The 22,164-nt window shown below is 72.8% G+C and carries 22 protein-coding genes and 1 pseudogene; 12 read left to right on the plus strand and 11 right to left on the minus strand.

Annotated elements, in window-relative coordinates; all coding sequences use genetic code 11:
- Positions 1–21 precede the first annotated feature (21 nt).
- Positions 22–1,023, plus strand: coding sequence for a zinc-binding dehydrogenase (locus AMYTH_RS0115695; protein WP_027931130.1), 1,002 nt, complete (start codon positions 22–24; stop codon positions 1,021–1,023).
- Here the strand turns inward: AMYTH_RS0115695 and AMYTH_RS0115700 are convergent.
- Both AMYTH_RS0115700 and AMYTH_RS0115705 read right to left on the minus strand, forming a co-directional pair.
- On the minus strand, positions 1,004–1,348 hold the full coding sequence (locus AMYTH_RS0115700) for a cupin domain-containing protein (RefSeq protein WP_051362693.1): 345 nt from the start codon (positions 1,346–1,348) through the stop codon (positions 1,004–1,006). The two genes, AMYTH_RS0115695 and AMYTH_RS0115700, sit on opposite strands and share 20 nt — an antisense overlap.
- 56 nt (positions 1,349–1,404) lie before the next feature.
- Positions 1,405–1,791 carry a DoxX family protein gene (locus tag AMYTH_RS0115705; protein WP_027931132.1) on the minus strand — a complete coding sequence of 129 codons (387 nt, stop codon included), beginning with the start codon at positions 1,789–1,791 and terminating at the stop codon, positions 1,405–1,407.
- A gap of 176 nt (positions 1,792–1,967) precedes the next feature.
- Here AMYTH_RS0115705 and AMYTH_RS0115710 point away from each other — a divergent pair, with 176 nt between their 5' ends.
- The 4 genes from AMYTH_RS0115710 (at position 1,968) to AMYTH_RS48870 (ending at position 3,980) form a co-directional block, all read left to right on the plus strand.
- Positions 1,968–2,456, plus strand: coding sequence for a flavin reductase family protein (locus tag AMYTH_RS0115710; RefSeq protein ID WP_027931133.1), 489 nt, complete (start codon positions 1,968–1,970; stop codon positions 2,454–2,456).
- Positions 2,457–2,523: 67 nt separating this feature from the next.
- On the plus strand, positions 2,524–3,075 hold the full coding sequence (locus AMYTH_RS0115715) for a dihydrofolate reductase family protein (RefSeq protein WP_027931134.1): 552 nt from the start codon (positions 2,524–2,526) through the stop codon (positions 3,073–3,075).
- Between the two features lie 271 nt (positions 3,076–3,346).
- Positions 3,347–3,625: a hypothetical protein gene (locus AMYTH_RS0115720; protein ID WP_027931135.1), complete on the plus strand. Its 279-nt coding sequence runs from the start codon at positions 3,347–3,349 to the stop codon at positions 3,623–3,625.
- 166 nt (positions 3,626–3,791) lie between these two features.
- Positions 3,792–3,980, plus strand: a complete 189-nt coding sequence (locus tag AMYTH_RS48870; RefSeq protein ID WP_157360613.1) for a hypothetical protein — start codon at positions 3,792–3,794, stop codon at positions 3,978–3,980.
- Here AMYTH_RS48870 and AMYTH_RS0115730 read toward each other — a convergent pair.
- Positions 3,977–4,456, minus strand: a complete 480-nt coding sequence (locus tag AMYTH_RS0115730) for an Lrp/AsnC family transcriptional regulator (RefSeq protein ID WP_027931136.1) — start codon at positions 4,454–4,456, stop codon at positions 3,977–3,979. The two genes, AMYTH_RS48870 and AMYTH_RS0115730, sit on opposite strands and share 4 nt — an antisense overlap.
- Before the next feature lie 132 nt (positions 4,457–4,588).
- Between AMYTH_RS0115730 and AMYTH_RS0115735 the strand changes: the two genes are divergently transcribed.
- Positions 4,589–6,892 (plus strand): transketolase-like TK C-terminal-containing protein, encoded by a 2,304-nt coding sequence (locus AMYTH_RS0115735; RefSeq protein ID WP_027931137.1) that lies wholly within the window; start codon positions 4,589–4,591, stop codon positions 6,890–6,892.
- Here the strand turns inward: AMYTH_RS0115735 and AMYTH_RS0115740 are convergent, their stop codons facing one another.
- Positions 6,893–7,495, minus strand: coding sequence for a maleylpyruvate isomerase family mycothiol-dependent enzyme (locus tag AMYTH_RS0115740; protein ID WP_027931138.1), 603 nt, complete (start codon positions 7,493–7,495; stop codon positions 6,893–6,895).
- Positions 7,496–7,746: 251 nt separating this feature from the next.
- Here AMYTH_RS0115740 and AMYTH_RS0115750 point away from each other — a divergent pair, with 251 nt between their 5' ends.
- Positions 7,747–8,607 (plus strand): RNA polymerase sigma-70 factor, encoded by an 861-nt coding sequence (locus tag AMYTH_RS0115750; RefSeq protein WP_027931139.1) that lies wholly within the window; start codon positions 7,747–7,749, stop codon positions 8,605–8,607.
- Positions 8,608–8,609: 2 nt separating this feature from the next.
- On the opposite strand, the gene AMYTH_RS0115755 is transcribed toward AMYTH_RS0115750, so the two are convergent.
- Positions 8,610–9,263: a type 1 periplasmic-binding domain-containing protein gene (locus AMYTH_RS0115755; protein ID WP_027931140.1), complete on the minus strand. Its 654-nt coding sequence runs from the start codon at positions 9,261–9,263 to the stop codon at positions 8,610–8,612.
- Positions 9,264–9,403: 140 nt separating this feature from the next.
- Here AMYTH_RS0115755 and AMYTH_RS0115760 point away from each other — a divergent pair, with 140 nt between their 5' ends.
- From AMYTH_RS0115760 to AMYTH_RS0115775, 4 genes are all read left to right on the plus strand, one after another.
- Positions 9,404–10,603 carry a HupE/UreJ family protein gene (locus AMYTH_RS0115760; RefSeq protein WP_027931141.1) on the plus strand — a complete coding sequence of 400 codons (1,200 nt, stop codon included), beginning with the start codon at positions 9,404–9,406 and terminating at the stop codon, positions 10,601–10,603.
- A gap of 121 nt (positions 10,604–10,724) precedes the next feature.
- Positions 10,725–12,278 carry a purple acid phosphatase family protein gene (locus tag AMYTH_RS44955; protein WP_228684794.1) on the plus strand — a complete coding sequence of 518 codons (1,554 nt, stop codon included), beginning with the start codon at positions 10,725–10,727 and terminating at the stop codon, positions 12,276–12,278.
- Positions 12,279–12,335: 57 nt separating this feature from the next.
- Positions 12,336–13,298, plus strand: coding sequence for a WxL protein peptidoglycan domain-containing protein (locus tag AMYTH_RS0115770; RefSeq protein WP_027931142.1), 963 nt, complete (start codon positions 12,336–12,338; stop codon positions 13,296–13,298).
- 127 nt (positions 13,299–13,425) lie between these two features.
- Positions 13,426–13,917: a MarR family winged helix-turn-helix transcriptional regulator gene (locus tag AMYTH_RS0115775; protein ID WP_157360614.1), complete on the plus strand. Its 492-nt coding sequence runs from the start codon at positions 13,426–13,428 to the stop codon at positions 13,915–13,917.
- Positions 13,918–13,925: 8 nt separating this feature from the next.
- Here the strand turns inward: AMYTH_RS0115775 and AMYTH_RS44960 are convergent.
- A pseudogene (locus AMYTH_RS44960) lies at positions 13,926–15,131 on the minus strand (YncE family protein); the annotation flags it as partial.
- A 105-nt stretch (positions 15,132–15,236) separates the two neighbouring features.
- On the opposite strand from AMYTH_RS44960, the gene AMYTH_RS44965 reads away from it, so the two are divergent.
- Positions 15,237–15,869, plus strand: coding sequence for an NPP1 family protein (locus tag AMYTH_RS44965; protein WP_228684795.1), 633 nt, complete (start codon positions 15,237–15,239; stop codon positions 15,867–15,869).
- A gap of 249 nt (positions 15,870–16,118) precedes the next feature.
- Here AMYTH_RS44965 and AMYTH_RS0115790 read toward each other — a convergent pair whose 3' ends face one another.
- From AMYTH_RS0115790 to AMYTH_RS0115805, 5 genes are all read right to left on the minus strand, one after another.
- A complete protein-coding gene (locus AMYTH_RS0115790) occupies positions 16,119–16,961 on the minus strand; it encodes a phosphatidylinositol-specific phospholipase C/glycerophosphodiester phosphodiesterase family protein (protein WP_027931144.1) in 843 nt (280 codons plus the stop codon).
- A gap of 106 nt (positions 16,962–17,067) precedes the next feature.
- On the minus strand, positions 17,068–17,949 hold the full coding sequence (locus tag AMYTH_RS50325) for a penicillin-binding transpeptidase domain-containing protein (RefSeq protein WP_228684797.1): 882 nt from the start codon (positions 17,947–17,949) through the stop codon (positions 17,068–17,070).
- 48 nt (positions 17,950–17,997) lie between these two features.
- Positions 17,998–18,624 carry an NTF2-like N-terminal transpeptidase domain-containing protein gene (locus AMYTH_RS50330; protein ID WP_228684799.1) on the minus strand — a complete coding sequence of 209 codons (627 nt, stop codon included), beginning with the start codon at positions 18,622–18,624 and terminating at the stop codon, positions 17,998–18,000.
- Positions 18,625–18,762: 138 nt separating this feature from the next.
- A complete protein-coding gene (locus tag AMYTH_RS0115800) occupies positions 18,763–20,400 on the minus strand; it encodes an ABC-F family ATP-binding cassette domain-containing protein (protein WP_027931145.1) in 1,638 nt (545 codons plus the stop codon).
- An 873-nt stretch (positions 20,401–21,273) separates the two neighbouring features.
- A complete protein-coding gene (locus AMYTH_RS0115805) occupies positions 21,274–22,161 on the minus strand; it encodes a short-chain dehydrogenase/reductase (RefSeq protein WP_228684801.1) in 888 nt (295 codons plus the stop codon).
- Positions 22,162–22,164 lie beyond the last annotated feature (3 nt).

Consider the following 22,164-nt stretch of genomic DNA (forward strand, 5'->3'; position numbering starts at 1 on the left):
AGCTTCGCGGACGTGACAACGATGACGGCGGTGGTGCACGGGAACGCGACGGGACTCACGGGTGTGCGGGTGGCCGAGGTGCCCGCGCCGCGGCCTGGACCGGGCGAGGTCGTGGTCGCTCTCCGCGCGGCCGGTCTCAACCACCGCGACCTGTTCCTCGTCGACGCGCGCGGTGCCGGCGACGCGCCGGTCGTGCTGGGTTCCGACGGCGCCGGCGTGGTCGCCACGGCCGGTCCGGGCGTGAACGTGGCTCCCGGGACCGAGGTCGTCGTCAACCCTTCGCTGGACTGGGACGAGCCGGGCGACGTGCCGGAGGTCCCCGCCATCCTGGGCGTGCCAACCGACGGCACGTTCGCCGAGTACGTCGTGGTGCCGGCGAAGAACGTGGCACCCAAACCGGCGCACCTCGGCTGGGACGAAGCGGCGGCCCTCCCGCTGGCCGCGCTGACGGCGTACCGCGCGCTGTTCACGCGCGGCGGGCTGCGCGCGGGCGAGCACGTGCTGCTGCCCGGGATCGGCAGCGGGGTGGCCACCTTCGCACTGGCGATGGCCAAGGCAGCCGGCGCCACCGTCAGCGTGACCTCGCGCAGTCCGGAGAAGTGCCGCCGGGCGCTCGAACTGGGGGCGGACCGGGCGATCGGCAGCGCCGAGGACTGGCGCGAGGCGCTGGGGAAGCCGGTGGATCTCGTCATCGACAGCGTCGGCTCGGCCACGTTCGGCCGGTGCCTGTCGGTGCTGCGCCCGGGCGGGCGGCTGGTGTCGCTCGGCGCGACGACGGGCGCGGACGTCACCGTGTCGCTGCGCGAGATGTTCTTCCGGCAGATCAGCCTGCTGGGCACGTCGATGGGCAGCGCGCGGGAGTTCGGGCAGATGCTCGCCCTGGTGGCCGAGCACCGGATCCGGCCGGTGGTCCACCGCACCTTCCCGCTGGACCAGGGCCCGCGCGCACTGGCCGAACTGGAGGCGGGCGACCAGTTCGGCAAGCTGGTGCTGACCGTGCCCCCTACTCGAGCCACTCGGTGACGAAGCGCGGGCCGGCGTGGATGTGCACGGCTTCGTAGCCGTCGGGGCCGGTGGTGAACTTGTGCGGCGTCCCGGCCGGGACGACGAGCACCTGACCGGCCCTGGCGGCGACCTCGTCGGCTCCGATGGTGAACACCGCGCTGCCGCGGCGGATCACGAACGTCTCCGCGTACGGGTGCCGGTGCAGGCGCGGGCCCGCACCGGCTTCCGACGTCGATTCCAGGATGATGGAGATCCCCGCGCCGCCGGGGAGTTCTTCGAAGTTCTCGGTCCAGTTCTCGCCGTCCGGTCGGCCGTCACGGCGGTCGATGACGCTCGCTGGCATCCCATCCTCCTGTCCTCGACAAGCCCGGTCCGCACGGTACGCGGAAATCGGCCCGCTCACCCCGCGAACGGTGCGATCCCGAAGCGGCCCCACGCGACGAACACCGCGATCACGAGGTAGATCAGGTTCAGGCCGGCGAACCGGGCGCCGCCCGCGTAGCGGAGGTGCGTGATCATCGCGCCGATCATCAGCCCGACCCAGCACACCGCGGTCACCGGCACCAGCACCGGCGCGACCCCGGTCAGCGCGGGCAGCACCAGCCCGATCGCGGCCAGGATTTCCAGCACGCCGAGCGTCCGCACGAACGCGGGCGCGGCGTCCCCGGTCCACTCCCCGCCGTGCGCCGCGGCCAGCTTTTCCACCGGCAGGAACGACTTGGTGAAGCCCCCGGCGAGGGCGACCGCGGCGAGCATCCCGGCGGCGATCCACAGGGCGATGTTCATGGGATTTCCCTTCCGTCCACAGCAACTCGCCCTGAAGACACCGCTCAACCGAAAGCCGTGACACCCGGTGATCCGGATCACGCGCAACGCATGCGTGACCCCACCGTCCAGTTCGGACTGCGGGAGGCCGGCCGCGTTCCAGGTGTCGGACTTGTCCGGTCGGGTAGAACTGAGCCGTGGCAGCTGAGGGGTTCGAGACGGTCGTCGGCGCGCTGGACTACCCGATGTTCGTCGTGACGACGACCGACGGGCGGCGGCGCGCGGGGTGTCTCGTCGGGTTCGCCGCGCAGTGCAGCATCGACCCGCCGCGGTTCATGGTGTGGCTGTCGAAGAACAACCACACCTTCCAGGTCGCCGCCGGGGCGTCGACGGTCGTCGTGCACCGGCTCGACACCTCGGTCTCCGGGCTGGCCGAGCTGTTCGGCAGCCACACCGGCTTCGACACCGACAAGTTCACCCGCTGCGCCTGGCACCCCGGCCCGGGCGGCGTCCCCGTGCTCGACGACTGCGCCGGCTGGTTCGCGGGCGAGATCCTGTCCCGGCACGACACCGGCGACCACGTCGGCCTGCTGCTGCGCCCGGTCGAGGGCACCAGCGCGACCGGCCTCGGCCCGCAGCTCGGGTTCCAGTCGGTGCGCGACCTCTCCCCCGGCAACGAGGCGTAGCGGGCTGTCGAAAACCGGCGCCGCCGTCCGACGTGGTGGTGAGACACCCGAGCGGAAGGACGGTCCGATGGCACTGACCCGGCTGTACATGGCCATGTCGCTGGACGGCTACATCGCAGGCCCCGACGATCGCCCCGGCCAGGAGCTGGGGCGCGGCGGCGGGCGGTTGTTCAACTGGCTGGACCACCGGAACGAACCCGGCCCGGACGGCCAGGTGGTCGCCGAGGCGATGGCCACCGGGGCGGTGATCACCGGGCGGCGGACGTTCGAGCTGGCCGGCCGCTGGCAGGGCGACCACCACGACGGCGTGCCGATCCACGTCCTGACCCACCACCCCGACGACGAGCCCCCGGGAAGCGCCCGCTACTACACCGAGGTGGCCGCCTGCGTCGCCGACGCCCGTGCCGCGGCGGGCGATCAGGCGATCCTGGTGCACGGCGCGGGCGCGGCGCAGGCGCTGCTGGCCGCCGGGCAGCTCGACGAACTGGAGATCCACCTGGTCCCGGTCCTGCTCGGCGCGGGCCGCCGCCTGTTCGATGGCCACGCCGCCGAACTACGACTGACCCGCCGGCTGGACGGCCACGACGCGACCCACCTGCGCTACCAGGTGGTGCGCTGACCAGGGCGGGCGCGTGGCTTGGCGCGTGGCCCGGTCCTGGGTAGTGGCCGAGGGCCGACAGGGACCTGCCCCACGCGGCGTTCACGATCAAGGGTCTCGTCGATCCGAGAGGTGTCGTGTTAGCCTGTCGCCGTGCAGCGCCTGACGTCCCAGCGACTCGTAACCCGGCGCGTCGGCTGAACCCAGGTCGCCGGCGCGCAGTGTCGGCGATCGCTCTTTTCGGGACCTGGCCCGGATCCGTCCGGTTTCTCGATCTTCCTGGAGATCCGCCATGTCCGTCAGCACGTTCCACACCCCGGCCCCGCGTTCGACGATGCTCGTCCGGCGCCGCATCGCCACCTACTTCACCGGCGGCGCCACGCAGGTTCCCGCCCTGATCAGCGCCTTGTCCCAGCAGGGCCGCCCGGTGCACGAACTGTCGGTCGACATCCGCGAGGGCGTCCGGGAGAGCAGCATGGTCTGCGCGGTCCTGCTGCCGGGCGAGGAGATCGACCAGCTGCTGGCCCGCCTGCGCGAGCTGCCCGCGGTGGTTTCCGCCGAGCTGGCGTGACCCAGCCCAGGCAGCCGGCTCGGCGGCGCTCATAGACGGTCGCCGCGGTCGTTTTCGCCGAGCTGGCGTGACACCACCCGGGCAGATGGCTCGCCCTCGCGCACACCCGGCCGCCGCGGTCGTTTCCGCCGAGCCCGCGTGAGGTAGCCCAGGCGCGGGAGGGCACGTGGCTCGACGGCGCTCATACACGGCCGCCGCGGTGGGCGCGGTGGTGCTGGTCGTCTGCGTCATCCTCGGGTTCCGCATCTACCCGAGCGCCCCGTGGTTCCTGCCCGTCGCGAGCAGCGCGGTGTTCGGCTTCGTGCTCGGCGTACTCCTGCGCATCCGCCGCGAGCGCGGCCGCCCGGGGCGCTAGCCAGGCCCCGCCGCCTGGTGGAGCAGCGGCTTGATCCGGTAGTCGACCAGCTGGCGCATCACCAGGGCCGTGTTGGTGCGCTCCACGCCGGGGATGGCGAGGATCAGCCCGGCGATCCGGTAGAGGTCGTCGGCGTCCCGCGCCACCACGTGCACCATCAGGTCGACCGGCCCGGAGATCCCCTGCACCTCCAGCACTTCGGGCACCCCGGCGAGCGCGGCGGCCACCTCATCCAGCAGCCGTTGCGTCACCTGGGCCGTGATGAACGCCGTCAGCGGGTACCCGAGCGCGGCCGGTGAGATCCGCCGTTCGAACGAGTCCAGCGAGCCGGCCTCCAGCCGCGCGATCCGGGTTTGCGCGGTGTTGCGGGAGATCCCCGCCCGGTCGGCGATCGCGAGCGTCGTCGCGCGCGGGTGCTCGGCCAGTTCCAGCAGGATCCGGGCGTCCACCGCGTCGACGAAGCCGTCCTGGGGCATTGTGCTCGCCTCTCCCTCGCACACCAGCTCCGGCGCTGGGCAGATTGCTCAATTTCCGGCCGGGGTGTTGAGCATCAGTTCAGCAGGTTGTTTCACTGTGAGCAACCTGCACCCCGGATCAAGGACGAACCGATGACCGAGCCCGCCGTCTCCCCGCCCGCCATCGACGTGCTGCGCGCGGTCGAGGACCGGGTGCTGTGGCTGTCCAGCGCGATCATCCACCACGCCAACCGCGTGCGGCCGAACCCGTCCGGGCTGAAGGTCGGCGGCCACCAGGCGTCGTCGGCGTCGATGGTCTCGATCATGACCGCCCTGTGGTTCAACCACCTCCGCCCGGCCGACCGCGTCTCGGTCAAGCCGCACGCCTCGCCGGTGCTGCACGCGATCAACCACCTGCTCGGCGAGCTGGACGCGTCCTACCTGCCGCGGCTGCGCGAGTTCGGCGGGCTGCAGAGCTATCCCAGCCGCACCAAGGATCCCGACCCGGCCGACTACTCGACCGGCTCGGTCGGCATCGGCGCCACCGCCCCGATCTGGGGCGCGGTCTCCCGGCGCTATGTCGACACGAAGTTCGGCGGCGCGGGCACCGGCCGCCAGTACTCGCTGGTCGGCGACGCCGAACTGGACGAGGGCGCGGTGTGGGAGGCCGTCCTCGACCCCGGCGTGGCCGAGCTCGGCGAGATCGTCTGGATCGTCGACCTCAACCGCCAGTCCCTGGACCGCGTCGTGCCGAACATCGCCGCCGACAAGCTGCAGGGCATGTTCGCCGCCGCGGGCTGGCAGGTCATCGTCCTCAAGTACGGCCGCCTGCTGGAAGAACTGTTCACCCGCCCCGGCGGCGCGGAACTGCGGCAGCGCATCGACGCCATGACCAACCCGGAGTACCAGCGCCTGCTGCGCTGCGACGCCGCCGAACTGCGCCGCCGCCTCCCCGGCGACAGTCCCGCCATCACGGCCCTGCTCGACGAGCTCGACGACACCACCCTCACCGACGCGATCGCCAACCTCGGCGGCCACGACCTCACCGCGCTCGACCAGGCCTTCGCGGCGATCGACGACACCCGCCCGACCGTCGTCTTCGCCTACACGATCAAGGGCCACGGCCTGGCCACCAAGGGCCACCCGCAGAACCACTCCGCCCTGCTCACCGACGCCCAGATGCGGGAACTCGCCGAGCGGCTGGGCACCGACCTCGACGACCCCTGGCGCGCCTTCGCCGACGGCAGCCCCGAACAACAGCTGTGCCGGGCCACCGCGAAACGCCTGCGCCGCCCGGAAATCCCGGCCGCGACGCCCCCGGCGGTGCCGTCAGACTTCGGCCGCACCCCCACCGGCACCGCGACCACCCAGGCCGCGCTGGGCCGCGCACTGCTCGACCTCACGCGCGAAGCGCCGGACACCGCCCGCCGCGTCGTCACGGTCAGCCCCGACGTCAGCTCCACCACCAACCTGGGCGGCTGGGTCAACAAGGTCGGCGTCTGGTCTGTGCAGGAACGGCCGGACTGGTTCGCCGACGACAGCGAAACCATCCTGCACTGGCGGGAACGGCCGACCGGTCAGCACATCGAACTGGGCATCGCCGAGACCAACCTCGTCGGCCTGCTCGGCGAGCTCGGCGCCACCTGGAGCCGCTGGGGCCAGCCGCTGCTGCCCATCGGGGTGCTCTACGACCCCTTCGTCGAGCGCGCGCTCGAACCGTGGTCCTACGGCATCTACGCCGGCGGCCAGTCCATCCTCATCGGCACCCCGTCCGGCGTGACCCTCGCCCCCGAGGGCGGCGCGCACCAGTCCATCAAGACCCCGTCGATCGGACTGGAACAACCCGGCTGCCTCACCTACGAGCCCGCGTTCGCGATCGACGCCGAGTGGACGCTGCTCGCGGCCATGGCCCAGCTCGGCAAGCCCGGCGGCAGCTCGGCCTACCTGCGGCTGTCCACCCGCCCGGTCGACCAGACCCTCGCCGATGTGCCTGCGGACCCGGCCGCCCGCGAACGGCGCCGCCGCCAGGTCGTCGCCGGCGCGTATCCGCTGCGCCGCGCGGACGCCGCGGCCGTCACCATCGCCGTGATGGGCGCGCTCGTCCCCGAGGCCCTCGACGCCGCGGCCCGGCTGGACCAGATCGGCGTGCCCGCCGACGTCGTGTGCGTGACCAGCCCCGACCTGCTCCACCGCGCGGTCCGCGCCCGGCAGGGCCACGAGCGGGCCGACACCTGGATCCTGGACGCCGTCTTCCCCGCCGACCGCGCCGCTCCGCTGGTGACCGTCCTCGACGGGCACCCGCACACGCTGGCGTTCCTCGCCACGATCAACCGCGTCCGGACGACGGCGCTCGGCGTGACGGGCTTCGGCCAGTCCGGCTCGCTCGAAGACGTCTACCGGCACCACGGCCTGGACAGCGACAGCATCGTCCGCGCCGCGCTCGACGTCACCGGCTGACTACCGCAGGCCGGTGAGGTGCGCCCGCGCGGCCGGGCGCCCGGCGAACAGCAGCATGATCGCCCACGCCGGGCCGCTCACCTCGGGGCCGTCGCCCGCCGACCAGCCGGTGTCGGTGGCCCGGTAGTGACGGCCGCCGAAGTGCCGGCGCGCGTGGAACAAGCGCGGCTTGTCCCACAACCGCTGCGCGACGTGCGCGGCGGCGTCCGGCGGCACGGCGAGGGGACGGCCCAGCGGCAGTGCGATGTCCAGGCCGTGGACAAGGATGTCGATCAGCACCTCCTCCAGGCCGATGCCGGGCGGGATGCGGCGGAACCCGGCCAGGTCCCGGATCTCGGCCACCAGCTCGGGCGCGGGCTTGCGGTAGGCGCAGGCGGCGTCGTGGATCGCGCGGTCGATGTTGCCGCGCGCCCGGATCGCCCCGGCCAGCGCGTCCCGCAACCGGATCCGGTACTGGCTCGCCAGGTGCGCCGCGACGTCCCGCACCGTCCACCCCTCGCACAGCGACGGGTGGGCCCATTCGTCGTCGGTCAGGTCGTCCAGCAGGTCCGCGATCGCCACGCGCTGGGTGTCGACGGCCCGCCACCGGTCGGCGTCGTCCATGCTCCTAGGTCGCGGTCAGCGGGCCCGCCGTTAGAGCGGGACCTGCCGCCGTCCACGGCGAGCGTCGCCAGCCTTCCCGACCGGGGCGTCGATCGTGCGGGTGGTGCTGTAGTCGGAGGTGCTCATTAGGGTGAGCGACGACTGAACGGAGCCGGACATCATCGCGGACGGGCAGCGCGGCTGGCGGGACCGGTGATGTCACATCCGGGCGGCGGCCGGTGTCTGCATGGGCAACGACCAGAGGAGGAACGTTGACCGACCCGTTCGTCAGCCACCGCAGCCTGCTGTTCACCGTGGCCTACGAGATGCTCGGCTCCGCGGCCGACGCCGAGGACGTCGTGCAGGAGACCTGGCTGCGCTGGGCCGACGTGGACCAGGCGGAGGTGCGGGACCCGCGGGCCTACCTGGTCCGGGTGGTGACGCGGCAGGCGCTGAACCGGCTCCGCTCGGTGTCCCGGCGGCGCGAGGACTACATCGGCGAGTGGCTGCCCGAACCGCTGCTGACCACCCCCGACGTGGCCGAGGACGTGGAGCTCGCGGAGAACGTGTCGATCGCGATGCTCACCGTCCTGGAGACGCTGGGGCCGGCCGAGCGCGCGGTGTTCGTGCTGCACGACGTGTTCGACGTGCCTTACGGCGAGATCGCCGAGGCGCTCGGCAAGAGCACGTCCGCGGTGCGGCAGATCGCGCACCGCGCCCGCGAGCACGTCGCCGCGCGGCGGCCGCGCATGCAGGTCGACCGGGCGCAGCAGGAGGCGGCCGTGGAGCGCTTCCTGGCCGCCGTGTCCAACGGCGACGTGCAGGGCCTGGTCGACGTGCTCGCCCCGGACGTGGTCGTGATCTCCGACGGCGGCGGCGTGGTGCCCGCCGCGCGCAAGCCGGTCGTCGGCGCCGAGCGGGTCGCGGCGCTGCTCGCGCGCGCCGCGGAGCTCACCGGCTTCACCGCGAGCGCGACCTGGGTCAACGGCATGCCGGGCGTCCGGCTCGACGTGTCGGGCTCCGCCGCCGCGCTGAGCCTCGTCGTCGAGGACGGCCGGATCACCCGCATCTACGGGATCAACAACCCGCACAAGCTGGGCTGGCTGGACCGGGTGGCCGACCTGCGGCGGTGACCCTACGGGAGCCGGACGACGATGCCCGTCAGGTGGTTGAGCACGCTCGCCACGCCCGCCCTGACCGCGGCAGCGGCCCGGGCGGGCGTGAACGACGCCGCGTCGAAGGAGGAGGACATGTCCAGGCCTTCGCCGCGGAAGGAGGCGCCGGGCCAGTTCGCCGCCGTCACGTTCTCCGTCGGCTCGGCCAGTTCGGCGCCGAGCACCAGGAACTGCTGGTCCAGGTGGTTGGCGGTGACCAGCGCGAGCGGGTCGACGAGGCCGTTGCCCGCCGCGATGATCAGGTCCGGCTTCAGGTCCATCGCCCGGCCGATGCCCGGCACGTAGTCGTCCGGTCCGGTGGCCGTGACCGTCTTCAGGCTGACGTCTTCCGCCTCCGCCCACGCGGTCACGGCGTCGGCGAGCGTCTTCGTCGGCGCGTCGTCCCCCGCGGTGAGCAGGACGACGCGGTAGCCGGGCGCCGGGTGCACGCCGTCCCACGAGCCGGGGCTCGGGGTGATCGTCGCCTCCGGGGTGGGCGGCGCGGTCACGAAGCCGGGCGCGAGCGTCCCGACCGCACCGGGCGCCGCGTGTGGTCCGGACCAGTCGTCGGCCGGGCCGCATCCGCTCAGCAGCACGGCGATCGCGGCGATCGCACCGGCAGCGGGAACGCGCACGGGAATCTTCCTCCACGGGGACAGGGGATGTCTCATTCCTACCCGATCACCGGCGGCGCGGCGGCTGTCGTCGGGATCCGTCCGCCGCCTGTTCGCCCGGCAGCCGTCGGCCGTTCACCTCCGGCGAGCAATGTGCGGGCATGTCCCGCCCCCTCAGACGCGCCGCTTTCGCTTTCGCCGCCGCGGCCGTGGCTCTCGTCCTGACCGCCGCGCCCGCCGCCGCGCACGGTTTCACCTCGACCGTCTACGCCGGGCTCACCTCGCCCGGCCCTGGGCACGTCCGCGTCGAACTGGGACTCGAGTACGACCTGCTGGTCGTCTCCGCCGCCGACTACGAGGACGACGACCCGCTGTTCCGCCAGGGCACCGCGGCGTTCGAGGCCCGCGACCCCGTCGCGCAGGCCGCCGCGCTGGACGCGCACGCCGGCACCGTACTGAAGTACGTGGCGGAGCGCTTCGCCGTGACCGCGCAGGGCAGCGCGTGCACCCCGGTGCAGGACGGCGGATTCACCATGGAGGAACGGGAAGGCGTCCCGTACGCCCGTCTCGTCCTGGATGTCCGGTGTCCGGTGTCGACGGTGCACGAGGTCCGGAGTGGACTGTTTCCCGACGCCGAGGGCTACGTCCGCGGCACCAAGACGATCGTGACCTACGACCTGGACCTGACCTCGGGCAGCGCCGCGCTGGACGCCGCGCACCCGTCGTTCTCCACGGAACAGTCCGGGGCGCGGCGGTTCTGGGAGTTCTTCCGGCTGGGCGCCGAGCACCTGCTCACCGGGATCGACCACATCCTGTTCCTGCTGGCGCTGATCGCCGGTTCCCGCCGTCCGCGGGAGATCGTGCTGGCGGCCACCACGTTCACGCTCGCCCACTCGATCACGTTCATCCTCGCCGCGCTCGGGGCCGTGCGGCTGCCGGACGCGTTCGTCGAGCCGGCGATCGCGTTGTCGATCGCGATCGTCGCCGCCTGGCCGTTGTGGCGCTGGTGGCGGCGCGGCGCGGACGCGATCGACCTGGAGGCGTCCGGCCGCTTCGCGCTGGACCGCACCGGCTGGGCGCGGCTCGGGGTGACGTTCTGCTTCGGACTCGTGCACGGGCTGGGTTTCGCCGGTGCGCTGGGCATCGAGCAGGCGTGGTCGTGGCCGCTGCTGTGGTCGCTGCTGGTGTTCAACGTCGGCATCGAGGTGGTGCAGCTGGCGATCATCGCCGTCGCCTTCCCGTTGCTGGCGCTGCTGCGCCGCCGCTCGCCGGTCGTCGGCCGCTGGGCCACCGGGGCGATCGCCGCGGGCGTGACGGTGATGGGGCTTTTGTGGTTCGGCGAGCGGATTTCCGGTCTGTGACCTCATGTTCTTCGAGGACCGGACACCGGTGCGACCGGTTCCGTTCACCTGCGGCACACGGAGGCGGACGACGCTCCAGTCGATCTTCCCAACCCCGTCGAATCCGAAACGGACGGAACTGATGAAAAACTCCAGATCGGGCGATCGGCGTCGCGTGGCCCGCGGCGCCGCCGCGGCGGTCCTCGGCGTCACGGTGGTCTTCGGCAGCAGTCTGGTCACCACGGCCGGCGCCGCCGAAACCGCCAAGCCGGCCGGGATCGTCCTGGGCGTCGGCGCCACCGAATCGCAGCGTGTCGTGAGCTGGTACACCTCGGCGAACACCGCCCAGGTCGTGCAGGTCGCCCCGGCGTCGAAGGTGCGCAACGGGCAATTCCCCCGCAACGCCACCACGTTCCCGGCCACCGTCGCGGCGAACACGGTCAACGGCGGCTTCAACGGGCACGCCACCATCGACGGCCTGAAGCAGAACACCGAGTACGCCTACCGCGTGGGCACCGAGGGCGGCTGGTCGCCCGTCTACACGTTCCGCACGCAGAAGTTCAAGGGCGACTTCGACTTCCTGTTCTTCGGCGACCCGCAGATCGGCTCGTCCGGCGACACCGCTCGCGACGGCGCGGGCTGGGCGGACACGCTGAACGTGGCACTGACCGCGAACCCGGACGCCGAGCTGCTCGTCTCCGGCGGCGACCAGGTCGAGTCGGCGAACAACGAGACGCAGTGGGACGCGTTCCTCGCCTCCGACAAGCTGCGCCAGTACCCGTGGGCCGCGACGATCGGCAACCACGACGTCGGCGGCAAGGCCTACGAGCAGCACTTCTGGACCCCGAACACGGACCGCTCCGCGCCGTTCTACAACGGTGACGCCGCGGCGCGCTCCGGCGGTGACTACTGGTACATCTACAAGGACGTGCTGTTCGTCGACCTGAACAGCAACGCCTACGCCGCCGGTTCGGACGAGGCGCACATCGACTACGTCACCGACGTGGTCAACAAGCACGGCAAGGACGCCAAGCACATCGTGCTCGTCTACCACCACTCGATCTACTCGCCTGCCGACCACGCCGACGACGCCGACAACCAGCAGCGCCGCCAGGACTTCCCCACCGCGTTCTCCAACCTCGGGGTCGACCTGGTCCTGCAGGGCCACGACCACAGCTACTCGCGCAGCTACGAGATCAAGAACGGGCAGAAGGCGAACCCGGCCGAGCAGCCGGGCGCGACGCAGGTGGTCCAGGGCCCTGGCGGCGTCATCTACGTGACGGCGAACTCGGCGTCCGGCTCGAAGTACTACGACCTGACCGACCCGGACCCCGGCAAGGACCCGGGCTACGGCCCGGACCCGCTGAACCCGGACAACCACTGGGCCAACTCGGTGGAGAACCAGGAGCACGTCCGCACCTACGTGAAGGTGCAGGTGCGCGACGACAAGCTCGTGGTCGAGAACGTGCGCAGCGGCACCTGCGCGGCGCCGAACGCCGCGGTGGAGCTGGGCCGGGTGTCGTGGTGCGGGCCGGACAGTGGCGCGACGCCCGCGCGGCCGGTCGGCTCGCTCGTCGACAAGGTGGTCATCCACACCACCGGCGACCGGGGTCACGGCCACGGCAAGCCCGGCAGGCCCGACTGGGTCGGCCAGGAGCCGAGGGACGGCAAGGCCACCGTCACCGCACTGAGCTGAGTTTCCCGCCGGGCGGGCGCTTTCCGAGCGCCCGCCCTCTCCGGTTAGGACTGTCCCATGCTGACCCTTCGAGCGGCCGCCGTGGCGGCGGCCGCGCTGTTCGCCGTGCTGACGGGCGCGGTTCCCGCCACGGCGCAGGACGACGTGCCCTGGTCGGTGGCAACAGCCGACGGCGAGTTCGGCTCGGACCGGGTGAACTACAACTACACCCTGAACCCGGGCGAGCAGCTCACGGACGGCCTGGTCGTCACCAACAACGGCAGCGGGCCGCTCGATCTGGCCGTCTACGCCGCCGACGCGTTCACCACCACGCAGGGCAAGCTCGACCTCGTCACCCGGGACACCGCGTCGACGGGTGTCGGGGCATGGGTGTCGCCGGCGTCCGGCGCGGTGACCATCCAACCCGGACACTCGAGCGAAGTGCCGTTCACACTGGCGGTGCCCGCCGGCGCGACGCCGGGCGACCGGATGGGCGGCATCGTGACGTCGCTGGTCCAGGACGGCGTGGAGCGCCGGGTGGGCATCCGGATCCGGCTGCGCGTCGGGGGCGCGCTGACGCCCGGGGTGTCCGCCGAGGACGTCCGGGTGGACTACTCGGGCGGCGACGCGGTGCTGACCTACACGGTCCAGAACACGGGGAACGCGATCGTCGCGGCGCGGCAGTCGGCGTCGGTGTCCGGCCCGTTCGGCAGCTGGGCCCGCGCGGCGGATCCGGTCGCCGACACGCCGTCCCTGCTGCCCGGCGAGAAGTGGCCGGTCTCGGTGCCGGTGCACGGTGCGGTGCCCGCGGTGTGGCTGACCGGCAGCGTCACGCTCACCCCGCTGCTGACCGACGCGGCCGGTTCGACGGCGGTGCTGCCCGCCATGGCGGTCACCGCGCACGGGTGGGCCGTCCCGTGGGTGCCGCTGGTGGTCGTCCTGTGTGGACTCGCGGTGGTCGTGTTCCTGGTCCGGCGCCGGACCAGGAACCGCAGGGCGGCTCCCCGGGAGGAGCCCGCCGAGCCGGTGCCCGCCGCCTGATCTCGGGCCGGGCCAGGTGCTGGTGCGGGTCGCGGGCACCGGCTTCAACGGCGTGGACGCGCTGGTCCGCGCCGGTGTGCCGCAGGAGTCAGCGCGCTTCGAAGTCGAAGCAAGTAGAATCCCCGCCGTGACCGACGACGCACTCGACTCCGAGCAGCTGGACGCGTACTTCGCGCTGATGGAGGTGAGCAGCCTCCTGCAGCACGCGGTGGAGCAGCAGCTGCGCGCGAGCGGGCCGCTGAGCTGGGTGCAGTTCCAGATCCTCGCCCGGCTCGCGAACTCCCCCGGCGGCAGCCAGCGGATGACCGACCTGGCCGACGGGGTCGTCTACAGCCGCAGCGGGCTGACCTACCAGGCCGGGCTGCTGGACAAGGCCGGGCTGGTCACGCGCCGCCAGTCCCAGGACGACGAGCGCAGCGTGACGGTGACGATCACCGACGCCGGCCGGGACATGGTGAACCGCGTCCTGCCCGGCCACGTCGACGTGGTGCGCACGATGCTGTTCGAGGGGCTGTCCCGGCGGGACCTCACCACGCTGAGCGGCATCCTGAGCGGGGTGCGCGAGCGGATGCGCGCCGCTCCCCCGCGCTCGGCCACCGCGCGCCGCAAGAAGACCTGACCGGTCAGAGCCCCGGTCCATCCTGCCGGGAGGTGGGCCAGCCGCACCCGCTGCGGGTGGTCGCCCACCGGCACGGACGTGATCTTCTGCCCGGTCGCGAAGTCGATCGCGGTCACCTGGTCGGTCCCGCTCTCGGAGATGACGCACGCGGCGCCGTCGCCGCTGACCGTGGCCCAGTACGGCTTGCTCGCCGTCACCAGCGGGCCCTCCCGCAGGGTGGCGCGGTCGACCACCGTCGCGTAGTCGTCCATCGTGCCCGCCACGCACAGCTTCGTGCCCGCGGGGTTCATCGACAGGCCGTGGTGGCGCGAGTCGTTGACGAACGTGGTGCGGTCGTCGCTGGTCGCCGGGTTCTCCGGCAGCGTCTTCACGCGCGTGATCCGGTCGCCGGGCACGTCGTACTCGAAGAAGCCGTTGAAGAACGACACCTGGAAGTAGAGCACCGACTCGTCCGGGCTGAACGCGACCGGGCGCACGGCGTCGGAGTGGTCGGTCCCGAAGGCGTCCAGCCGCGGCCGCATGTCGATGATCCGCACCTGCTGGAACGTCGTGGCGTCGACCACGGTGATGCGGCGATCGCCCTTCAGCGGGTCCAGGAACGGGGCGTCGAGGTCGTTGTTGACCTCGCCGATCGACATGTTCCACAGGTACCGGCCGTCGGCGGAGAAAACGTTTTCGTGAGGCTTGTCCCCGGTGGCGAACGAGCCGAGTTCCGCGCCGGTGCGGATGTCCAGCACGTGCACGCGGTTGCTGGTGGACGCCGACACCGCGACCCGCAGCCCGTCCGGCGAGACGGCCATGTGGTCGGCGCGGAAACCGGAGACCGGGAAGCGCCAGTTGATCGCGCCGGTGCCGGTGTCGATCGAGACCACGTCGGCGAAACTGGGGCGGGACACCACGATCGCCGAGCCGTCGGGGGTCGAGTACATGTCGTCGACGAACTGGTCGTGCCCCTCCCCCACGGTCTCGCGGATGCCCAGGAAGAACGCGAGCCGGACCGGGTTGAGGTAGATCTCGCGCAGCCGCTCGTCCTTGTCCGGGACGACGTCGATCCGCCCGATGCGGTGGAAGTCCCCGGTCGAGGCGAGGACGTCGGCCGTGCCCGCCCAGTTGTTGCCGACGAGCAGGACCTCCTGCAGGCCCGGCTCGGCGGTGGCCGCCGTCGGGGTGGCGGCGAGCATGAGGGCACCGAGCAGGAACGCGCGAGCACGCATGGTCTTCCTCCGTTGGAAGCAGCTACCTACTGGAGAGTAGCGCACCTTGGGAGCGGTCCGTAAGCACTCCTTTCCCTCGGCGATCTCGTGGGAAAGTACCGGGAATTGATCCACAGCCGGGGGTTCGACTACGACGGCGACGGCTGCTACCCGACGCCCGCCATCGGCCCGGACGGCACGCTCAACCCGGGTCTCAACAACTCCGGCGCCCTGAACGGCAACTGCCACGACCAGTCCGATTTGGACAACACCAACTCGTACTCGCGGTCGAAGTGCGACAACGGCTGGTGCGCCTACGTCTACGACCTGTATTTCGAGAAGGACCAGGCGGTGCCGGGCATCGACTGCTGCGGGCACCGGCACGACATCGAGCACGTGGTGGTCTGGGTGAGCAACGGCCAGGCTGAGTACGTGTCGGTGTCCGCGCACGGCGAGTACTCCACCTACCCGCGCGCGCAGGTCGGCTGGGAGGGCACGCACGCGAAGGTCGTGTACCACAAGGACGGCGCGAGCACGCACTGCTTCCGGCTCGCGGGGATGACCGAGACGCCGGAAAACCACTACGGCACGTGGCAGTACCCGGACCTGGTGAGCTGGGACAACTACCCGGCGGGCCTCCGCGACCGCCTCATGACGGCCGACTTCGGGTCCGCGAGCTTCGCGATCAAGGACAGCGCTTTCGCGAGCAACCTGGCCAAAGCCAAGCCGGCGGGGATCCCGTTCGACCCGGCGGCGTAGTTCCTGGCGGTTGGTGAGGGCGGCTCACGCCGCCCTCACCAACCGGATCAAGCCGCGTGGCGCTCGGCCGGGTCGCAGTGGGCGGTGAGGTTCCCACGCGGCGATGATGGGACGCCCCGCCCCGCCCCGCCCCACCCACCTGGAAATCCGGCTGCGCCGCCCGGGCCATTCACGGCAGCACTGGCCGCGGCTAGACGAAACCGCCGCCCGCACTCAGCTATCACCTTCCCGACGGTGAAACAGCTCAGATCAAGCCGCGGCGCGTTCGGCCGGGTCGTTCGCCAACAGGAAATCCCGCAGCCCGGCCAGGTCGTCGGTGTTGATGTGGTCCACCCCGGCCGCCAGCAGCTCCCGCCAGATCGCCTCCCGCGCGGCGCCCGCCGTGTCGGGTGTCGCCCAGAAGCGGATTCGGTAGCCGGCCTCGTGCGCCTGCGCGACGATCCCGTGCAGCTTCGCGCGCTCCGCCGCCGGCATCGGGCCCACGCCCTGCCACGTGAAGGCGTTGGTCCAGTTGTCGCTCACCAGCGGCATGAAACCGGCCGGCGTGCCGGTGCCCAGGTCGGCCAGCCGTCCGTCGTAGCCCGCCAGCCGGCTGCGCTGCGCCAGCATGTCCGCACGCGGCCGGTTGCCGCTGATGACCACTTCGACCGCGCCGCTCCGCTCGTGCCCGTTGGTCCACTGCGTGAGCATGAACCGGAACTCGCGCAGCGCCGCGTCCACCGCCTGGTACGTCGACGGGCCGTCGCTCTTGATGTCGATCAGCAGCTGGAACGACTCGCGCCACCGCGGGTAGACCCGGCCGCCGCCCGCGTGCACCCGCTCGGCGAGCGGCTTCAGGTACAGGCTGGTCAGGGTGCGGCCGGGCCGCGCGTCGACCAGGTCGTGCGCCACTCGCAGCTCGCCGTCCACCAGCCACACGTCGGCCTCGACCGAGGTGAAGCCGTGGTCGAGGGCGTCCGCCAGCGGGCGGTCGTGCTCGTAGTCGTTGTGGGCGTGGGCGTGCTCGAGCGGCTGCACCCGCGGCGCCGCGGCCGCCGGCAGCGCGCCCCCGGCCACCACCACGGCGAAGAACAGCAACAGCAGTCGTTTCATCGGTTTTCCCTTCTCCGGCACCGACCCTGTCTAGCCACCGCCGGTGGATGGGGCCGGTCGCCAGGGTGAACAGGGCGCGAAGCGGATCTTTCCGGCCGCACGGCGGTCAAGGCAGGCGGTTCAGGAACGCCGCGGACAGTGCGACGGCGGGCTTCGACGAGTTGGTCGCGAGCGTCAGCGCCGAGAACGCGACGTCCCCCTGGTAGCCCACGAACCAGCCGTTCGCCTGGCTGCCGTCGCCGTACTGCGCCGTGCCCGTCTTGCCGTGCACGGTTCCGCTCGCCCGCAGGCCGGTCGCGGTCCCGCCGGTGACGACCTCCCGCATCATCGTCCGCAGCTCGGCGATCACCTCCCGGGGCGGAGCGGTGTAACCCTCGTTGACCGTCGTGGGGCGGTCGCGAACCAGTTGCGGCGTCACGGATTCACCCGAGGCGACAGTCGCCGCCATCAACGCGAGCCCGAACGGGCTGGCCTGCACCGAGCCCTGGCCGATCGCCGACTCGACCTGATCGGCCGAGCCGGTCGCGGGAACCACCTTGCCCGCCTCGGTGGTGATGCCCGGGATGGTGAAGTCGGCGTTCAGGCCCAGCCGCCCGGCCGCCTCGGCCAGCCCGTCCGCGGGCAGCCGCGAAGCCAGCTGCGCGAAGGTCGTGTTGCACGAGTGCGCGAACGCCGAGTGCAACGGCAGCGAGGGGAAGGCGAACAGGTCCTCGTTGGGGATGGTCCGCTGCCCGATCCGTACGGTCGCCGGGCACGGCAGTTGCTCGTCCGCGCGAGCGAGTCCCCGTTCCAGCGCCGCGGTCACGGTGGCGATCTTGAACGTGGAACCCGGGGCGTACAGGCCGGTCAGCGGGTTGCCGTCGGTGACCTGCGCGTTCTGCGCCACGGCCAGGATGTCCCCGGTGGACGCCTGGATCGCGACCAGCATCGCGGGCCCCGGCGCACCGTCCACCGCCGCCTGCGCCGCCTGCTGCACGGTGCTGCTCAACGTGGTTTTCACCGGCGCGGCGGGCGGCTGCCCGGCGCGGTGGAGCACTTATTCCCGGCCCTGCCGGTCGACCCGCGACACGGCCCAGGCGGTGCCGCCATCCGCGAGCAGGCGCCCGAGCCCGGGCAGGATCAACGGCGCGAGCGACGGTTCGACAGCCTCCGGGCCGCCGGCGCCCCACCGCAGCAACGGCTTGCCGTCCCGGTCCACCAGGGCGACCCCGGTGGCGGCGGCACGGACGGCCAGCCGGTCACCCTCGCCGAGCTCGGGGTGGATCGCCGCCGGGGTGAAGTGCACGCGCGGCGCGCCGTCGCCCGCGACGACGGTCAGCACGTTGTCATAGGTCCACACCCGGCCCTGCCCCAGGGTCCACTTGACACGGACGCGCGCGGAATCACCGCTGACGCCCTGGAGCGTCGCCGTGACCGCGGCGGCCCCGAGACCCGACCGGGAGGCGGCGAGCGCCGCGCCGGCGCCACGAGGATCATCGGTCAGCGCACCGGCCTGCCGGTCGTCGCCGTCGGACCACGTGCGCAGGTACTGCCCGACGGCAGCCGCGACATCGTCCCCGGCGGGTGTGCTGTCCGGGCCACCACGCAGGACCACGATCGCTGCCGTGACGATCGCGATCACCGCGAGCACGCCGCAGGGCAGCAGCCACTTCTTCGTTCTCATGGCGCCACCCCAGCACCAGAGTGGTACGCCTGTCCAAGACCACGCCACACCTGCGGCGATACGTGAACCGATATCGCCGCAGCGTAAGCCCGCTCCCCGGCCGCGTCAGCTCGTCGCGGGTGCGGAGAAACTCACGGCTCAGGTCTCGGTGACCTTGCCGTCCACGACCTCCAGACGCCGGGTCACGTGCACCGCCTCCAGCATGCGCCGGTCGTGGGTCACCAGCAGCAGCGTGCCCCGGTAGCTGTCCAAAGCGGACTCCAGCTGCTCGATGGCAGGCAGGTCGAGGTGGTTGGTCGGCTCGTCCAGGACCAGCAGGTTCACCCCGCGCGCCTGCAGCAGCGCGAGCGCCGCGCGGGTCCGTTCGCCCGGGGACAGCGTCGCCGCGGGGCGGAGCACGTGCGCGGCCGCCAGGCCGAACTTCGCGAGCAGCGTCCGGACGTCGGCGTCGGCGAGGGACGGGACCTCCCGCGCGAACGCCTCGGCCAGCGGCAGGTCGCCGAGGAACAGCCGGCGCGCCTGGTCGACCTCGCCGACCTCCACCCCGGACCCCAGCGACGCCGACCCGGCGTCGAGCGGCACCCGCCCGAGCAGCGCGGCCAGCAGCGTCGACTTCCCGGCCCCGTTCGCGCCGGTGATCGCCACCCGGTCCGCCCAGTCGATCTGCAGGTCCACCGGTCCGAGGGTGAACGCGTCACGCCGGACCACGGCTCCCCGCAGCGTCGCCACGACCGCGCCCGCTCGCGGGGCCGCGGCGATCTCCATCCGCAGCTCCCACTCCTTGCGCGGCTCCTCGACGACCTCCAGCCGGTCGATCATCCGGTCGGTCTGGCGGGCCTTCGCGGCCTGCTTCTCGGTGGCCTCCGCGCGGAACTTGCGGCCGGCCTTGTCGTTGTCCCCGGCCTTGCGGCGGGCGTTGCGGACGCCCTTCTCCATCCAGGCCCGCTGCGTGCGCGCCCGCTCCTCCAGCGAAGCGCGCGTCGCCGCGTACTCCTCGTAGTTCTCGCGCGCGTGCCGCCGCGCCACGGCGCGCTCCTCCAGGTACGACTCGTACCCGCCGCCGTAGAGCCGCACCTGCTGCTGCGGCAGGTCCAGCTCCAGCACCTGGTCGACGGTGCGGGCGAGGAACTCGCGGTCGTGGCTGACCAGCACGGTCGCCGCGCGCAGCCCGGTGACGAACCGCTCGAGCCGCGCCAGGCCGTCCAGGTCGAGGTCGTTGGTCGGCTCGTCCAGCAGGAACACGTCGTAGCGGCTGAGCAGCAGCGACGCGAGCCCGGCGCGGGCGGCCTGCCCGCCGGACAGCGACGTCATGGGCTGGTCGAGGTCCACCGACAGCCCCAGCTCGACCGCGACCTCCTCGGCGCGGTGGTCGAGGTCGGCGCCGCCCAGCGCCAGCCACCGGTCGAGGGCGACGGCGTAGCGGTCGTCGGCCCCGTCGGCGCCCGCGGTCAGGGCCTCGGTGGCCGCGTCCAGCTCCGCCTGCGCCGCCGCGACCGAGGTGCGCCGGGCAAGGAACTCGCGCACCGACTCGCCCGGCCTGCGTTCCGGCTCCTGCGGCAGGTACCCGACGGTCGCCGCCGGCGGGGTGAGCCGGACCTCGCCCGACTCGGGCTTGTCCACCCCGGCGAGGATCCGCAGCAGCGTGGACTTGCCCGCGCCGTTCACGCCGACCAGCCCGACGACATCACCCGGCGCGACCACCAGGTCGAGACCGGAGAAGAGGGTGCGGTGCCCGTGCCCCGCGGTCAGGTCCTTGGCCTGGAGGGTCGCACTCACCGGCCAACCCTAACTTCAGCGCCAGGGCAGGTGATCCGGCAGGTCGGTACAGCATCTGCCGGGTGATCGCGACGGACACCGGGGCGACCGTGGCGGCCAGTTCACGCGCCAGCTCGTGCGCGCGGCCGGCGAGCCGGCGGGCGGGTGGACCTCCGACACCAGCCCCGCGACGAGCAGGTCACGCTCCCCGGCGACGACGAGCGTGGGCGGCAGCCTCCGCAGGTCGGCCCGCACCGGCGACGGTTCCGGTCCGTTGCCGCAGAGCCGGACGACCCGGTCGACGCAGGCGGTCGAGAGCAGCGCGTCGGCGGGCCCCGGGCGGGCCGGCGCGAGCGGAGCCGGGGATGAAGCCGCCGCCGTGGAAGTAGAGCACGGTGACCGCGGCCGGATCGGCGGGGCGCACCAACTCGGCGCCGCAGGCAGGAAGTTCGAGGCGACGCCAGGTGGTGCCGGCCGGGAGGCGGCCGGTGCCCGCGACCGCGCGATCGATGGCCCACCGAGCGCCCCGCAGGGTGAGCGGGGTGATCGGCGCGTGGGCGATCACGGGCCGGATGGTGCGGGACTGGCCCTGCGCCGGCAACCGGGATTGCCACGAGGTCATGCGGCCCTCACCGCCCCGGCAGGTGGCGTACGAAGCCGCGATCCCACCATGCCCTGGAAACCGACCGGGAAGCGCCGCACGAAACTGCCGCCATCGCGCCGGGAAGCCAGCCGGGATCGTGCCGTCCGGCACGAAGCCGACTGGCAAGGCGCCGCAGGAAACCCGCCGCCATCGCGCGGCACGCCGGGAAGCCGGCCGCGATCGCGCAGTGCGGCACGAAACCCGCCATCGCGCGGTGCCGTCATGGCCGACGATGCCCGCACCACCTGCCATCACCCCGCCTTGCCCCGCTCCTCCAGCTCGCGGATCAACGCCTGCGTCCTCCGGTCGGCGGCCAGGTACGCGTCCGCGGCCACGTTCACCACTCCGCGCAGCAGCGCCCACGGCTGCCACGCCGCGGGGGCGAGCGTCCGCCCGGCGCGGCGGGCGATCGCGTCGGCCAGCACCGTGGCCGCCTCCACCGCCGTGATGCGGCGGCGCAGCGGCGGTGGCAGGCGTTTCTCCAGCGCCTGTCCGATCGGGTCGTCGTCGAGGGTGGTGCGCGCCAGTTGCGTGTCGACGACCCCGAAGTAGGCGACCCCGGCCGTCACGCCGTGCCCGGCCAGCTCCAGCCGCAACGCGCGGCCCAGCTGTTCGACCGCCGCCTTGCTCACCATGTACGCCGCGCCGCCCGGGCCGGGGACGAAGGCCGCCGCCGAGGACACCACCACCACGTGCCCCCGCCGGGCGATCAGGTGGTCCAGCGCGGGCCGCACGGTGTTGAACGCGCCGGTGACGTTGACCGCCAGCACCCGGTCGAACTCGCCCGGCTCGATCTGGCGCAGCGTCGCGGGCGGCGGGGTGACCCCGGCGTTGGCGACGACCACGTCCAGCCCGCCCGCGCGCCCGGCCAGACCCCGCACCGCCGACGCGATCCCGTCCCGGTCACGCACGTCGGCGACCGCGGTGAGCACCCGGTCCCCCAGTTCCTCCGCGGCCGCCTCCAGCGCGGCCCCGTCGCGGTCGACGAGCGCGACCACCGCGCCCCGCGCGTGCAGGACCCGCGCGAGCGCCCGCCCGATGCCGGCGCCGCCGCCGGTGATCAGCACCGTCCGTCCCGCGACGCGGTAGGTCCGCCCGCCGGGGAGCGGCAGCCCGAGGTCGCGCAGTGTCGCGAGCACCAC

This window comes from Amycolatopsis thermoflava N1165 (assembly GCF_000473265.1).
GTDB lineage: Bacteria > Actinomycetota > Actinomycetes > Mycobacteriales > Pseudonocardiaceae > Amycolatopsis_E > Amycolatopsis_E thermoflava.

Bases quoted from the DNA above. Each gene is read 5' to 3' on its own strand.
- AMYTH_RS0115715 (WP_027931134.1), top strand. From the start codon at position 2,524: ATGGCACTGACCCGGCTGTACATGGCCATGTCGCTGGACGGCTACATC.
- AMYTH_RS0115695 (WP_027931130.1), top strand. From the start codon at position 22: ATGACGGCGGTGGTGCACGGGAACGCGACGGGACTCACGGGTGTGCGG.
- AMYTH_RS44955 (WP_228684794.1), top strand. From the start codon at position 10,725: ATGAAAAACTCCAGATCGGGCGATCGGCGTCGCGTGGCCCGCGGCGCC.
- AMYTH_RS0115730 (WP_027931136.1), bottom strand. From the start codon at position 4,456: ATGCCCCAGGACGGCTTCGTCGACGCGGTGGACGCCCGGATCCTGCTG.
- AMYTH_RS50330 (WP_228684799.1), bottom strand. From the start codon at position 18,624: ATGAGAACGAAGAAGTGGCTGCTGCCCTGCGGCGTGCTCGCGGTGATC.
- AMYTH_RS0115760 (WP_027931141.1), top strand. From the start codon at position 9,404: ATGTCCCGCCCCCTCAGACGCGCCGCTTTCGCTTTCGCCGCCGCGGCC.
- AMYTH_RS0115705 (WP_027931132.1), bottom strand. From the start codon at position 1,791: ATGAACATCGCCCTGTGGATCGCCGCCGGGATGCTCGCCGCGGTCGCC.
- AMYTH_RS0115790 (WP_027931144.1), bottom strand. From the start codon at position 16,961: ATGAAACGACTGCTGTTGCTGTTCTTCGCCGTGGTGGTGGCCGGGGGC.
- AMYTH_RS0115700 (WP_051362693.1), bottom strand. From the start codon at position 1,348: ATGCCAGCGAGCGTCATCGACCGCCGTGACGGCCGACCGGACGGCGAG.
- AMYTH_RS0115720 (WP_027931135.1), top strand. From the start codon at position 3,347: ATGTCCGTCAGCACGTTCCACACCCCGGCCCCGCGTTCGACGATGCTC.
- AMYTH_RS0115770 (WP_027931142.1), top strand. From the start codon at position 12,336: ATGCTGACCCTTCGAGCGGCCGCCGTGGCGGCGGCCGCGCTGTTCGCC.
- AMYTH_RS0115740 (WP_027931138.1), bottom strand. From the start codon at position 7,495: ATGGACGACGCCGACCGGTGGCGGGCCGTCGACACCCAGCGCGTGGCG.
- AMYTH_RS0115735 (WP_027931137.1), top strand. From the start codon at position 4,589: ATGACCGAGCCCGCCGTCTCCCCGCCCGCCATCGACGTGCTGCGCGCG.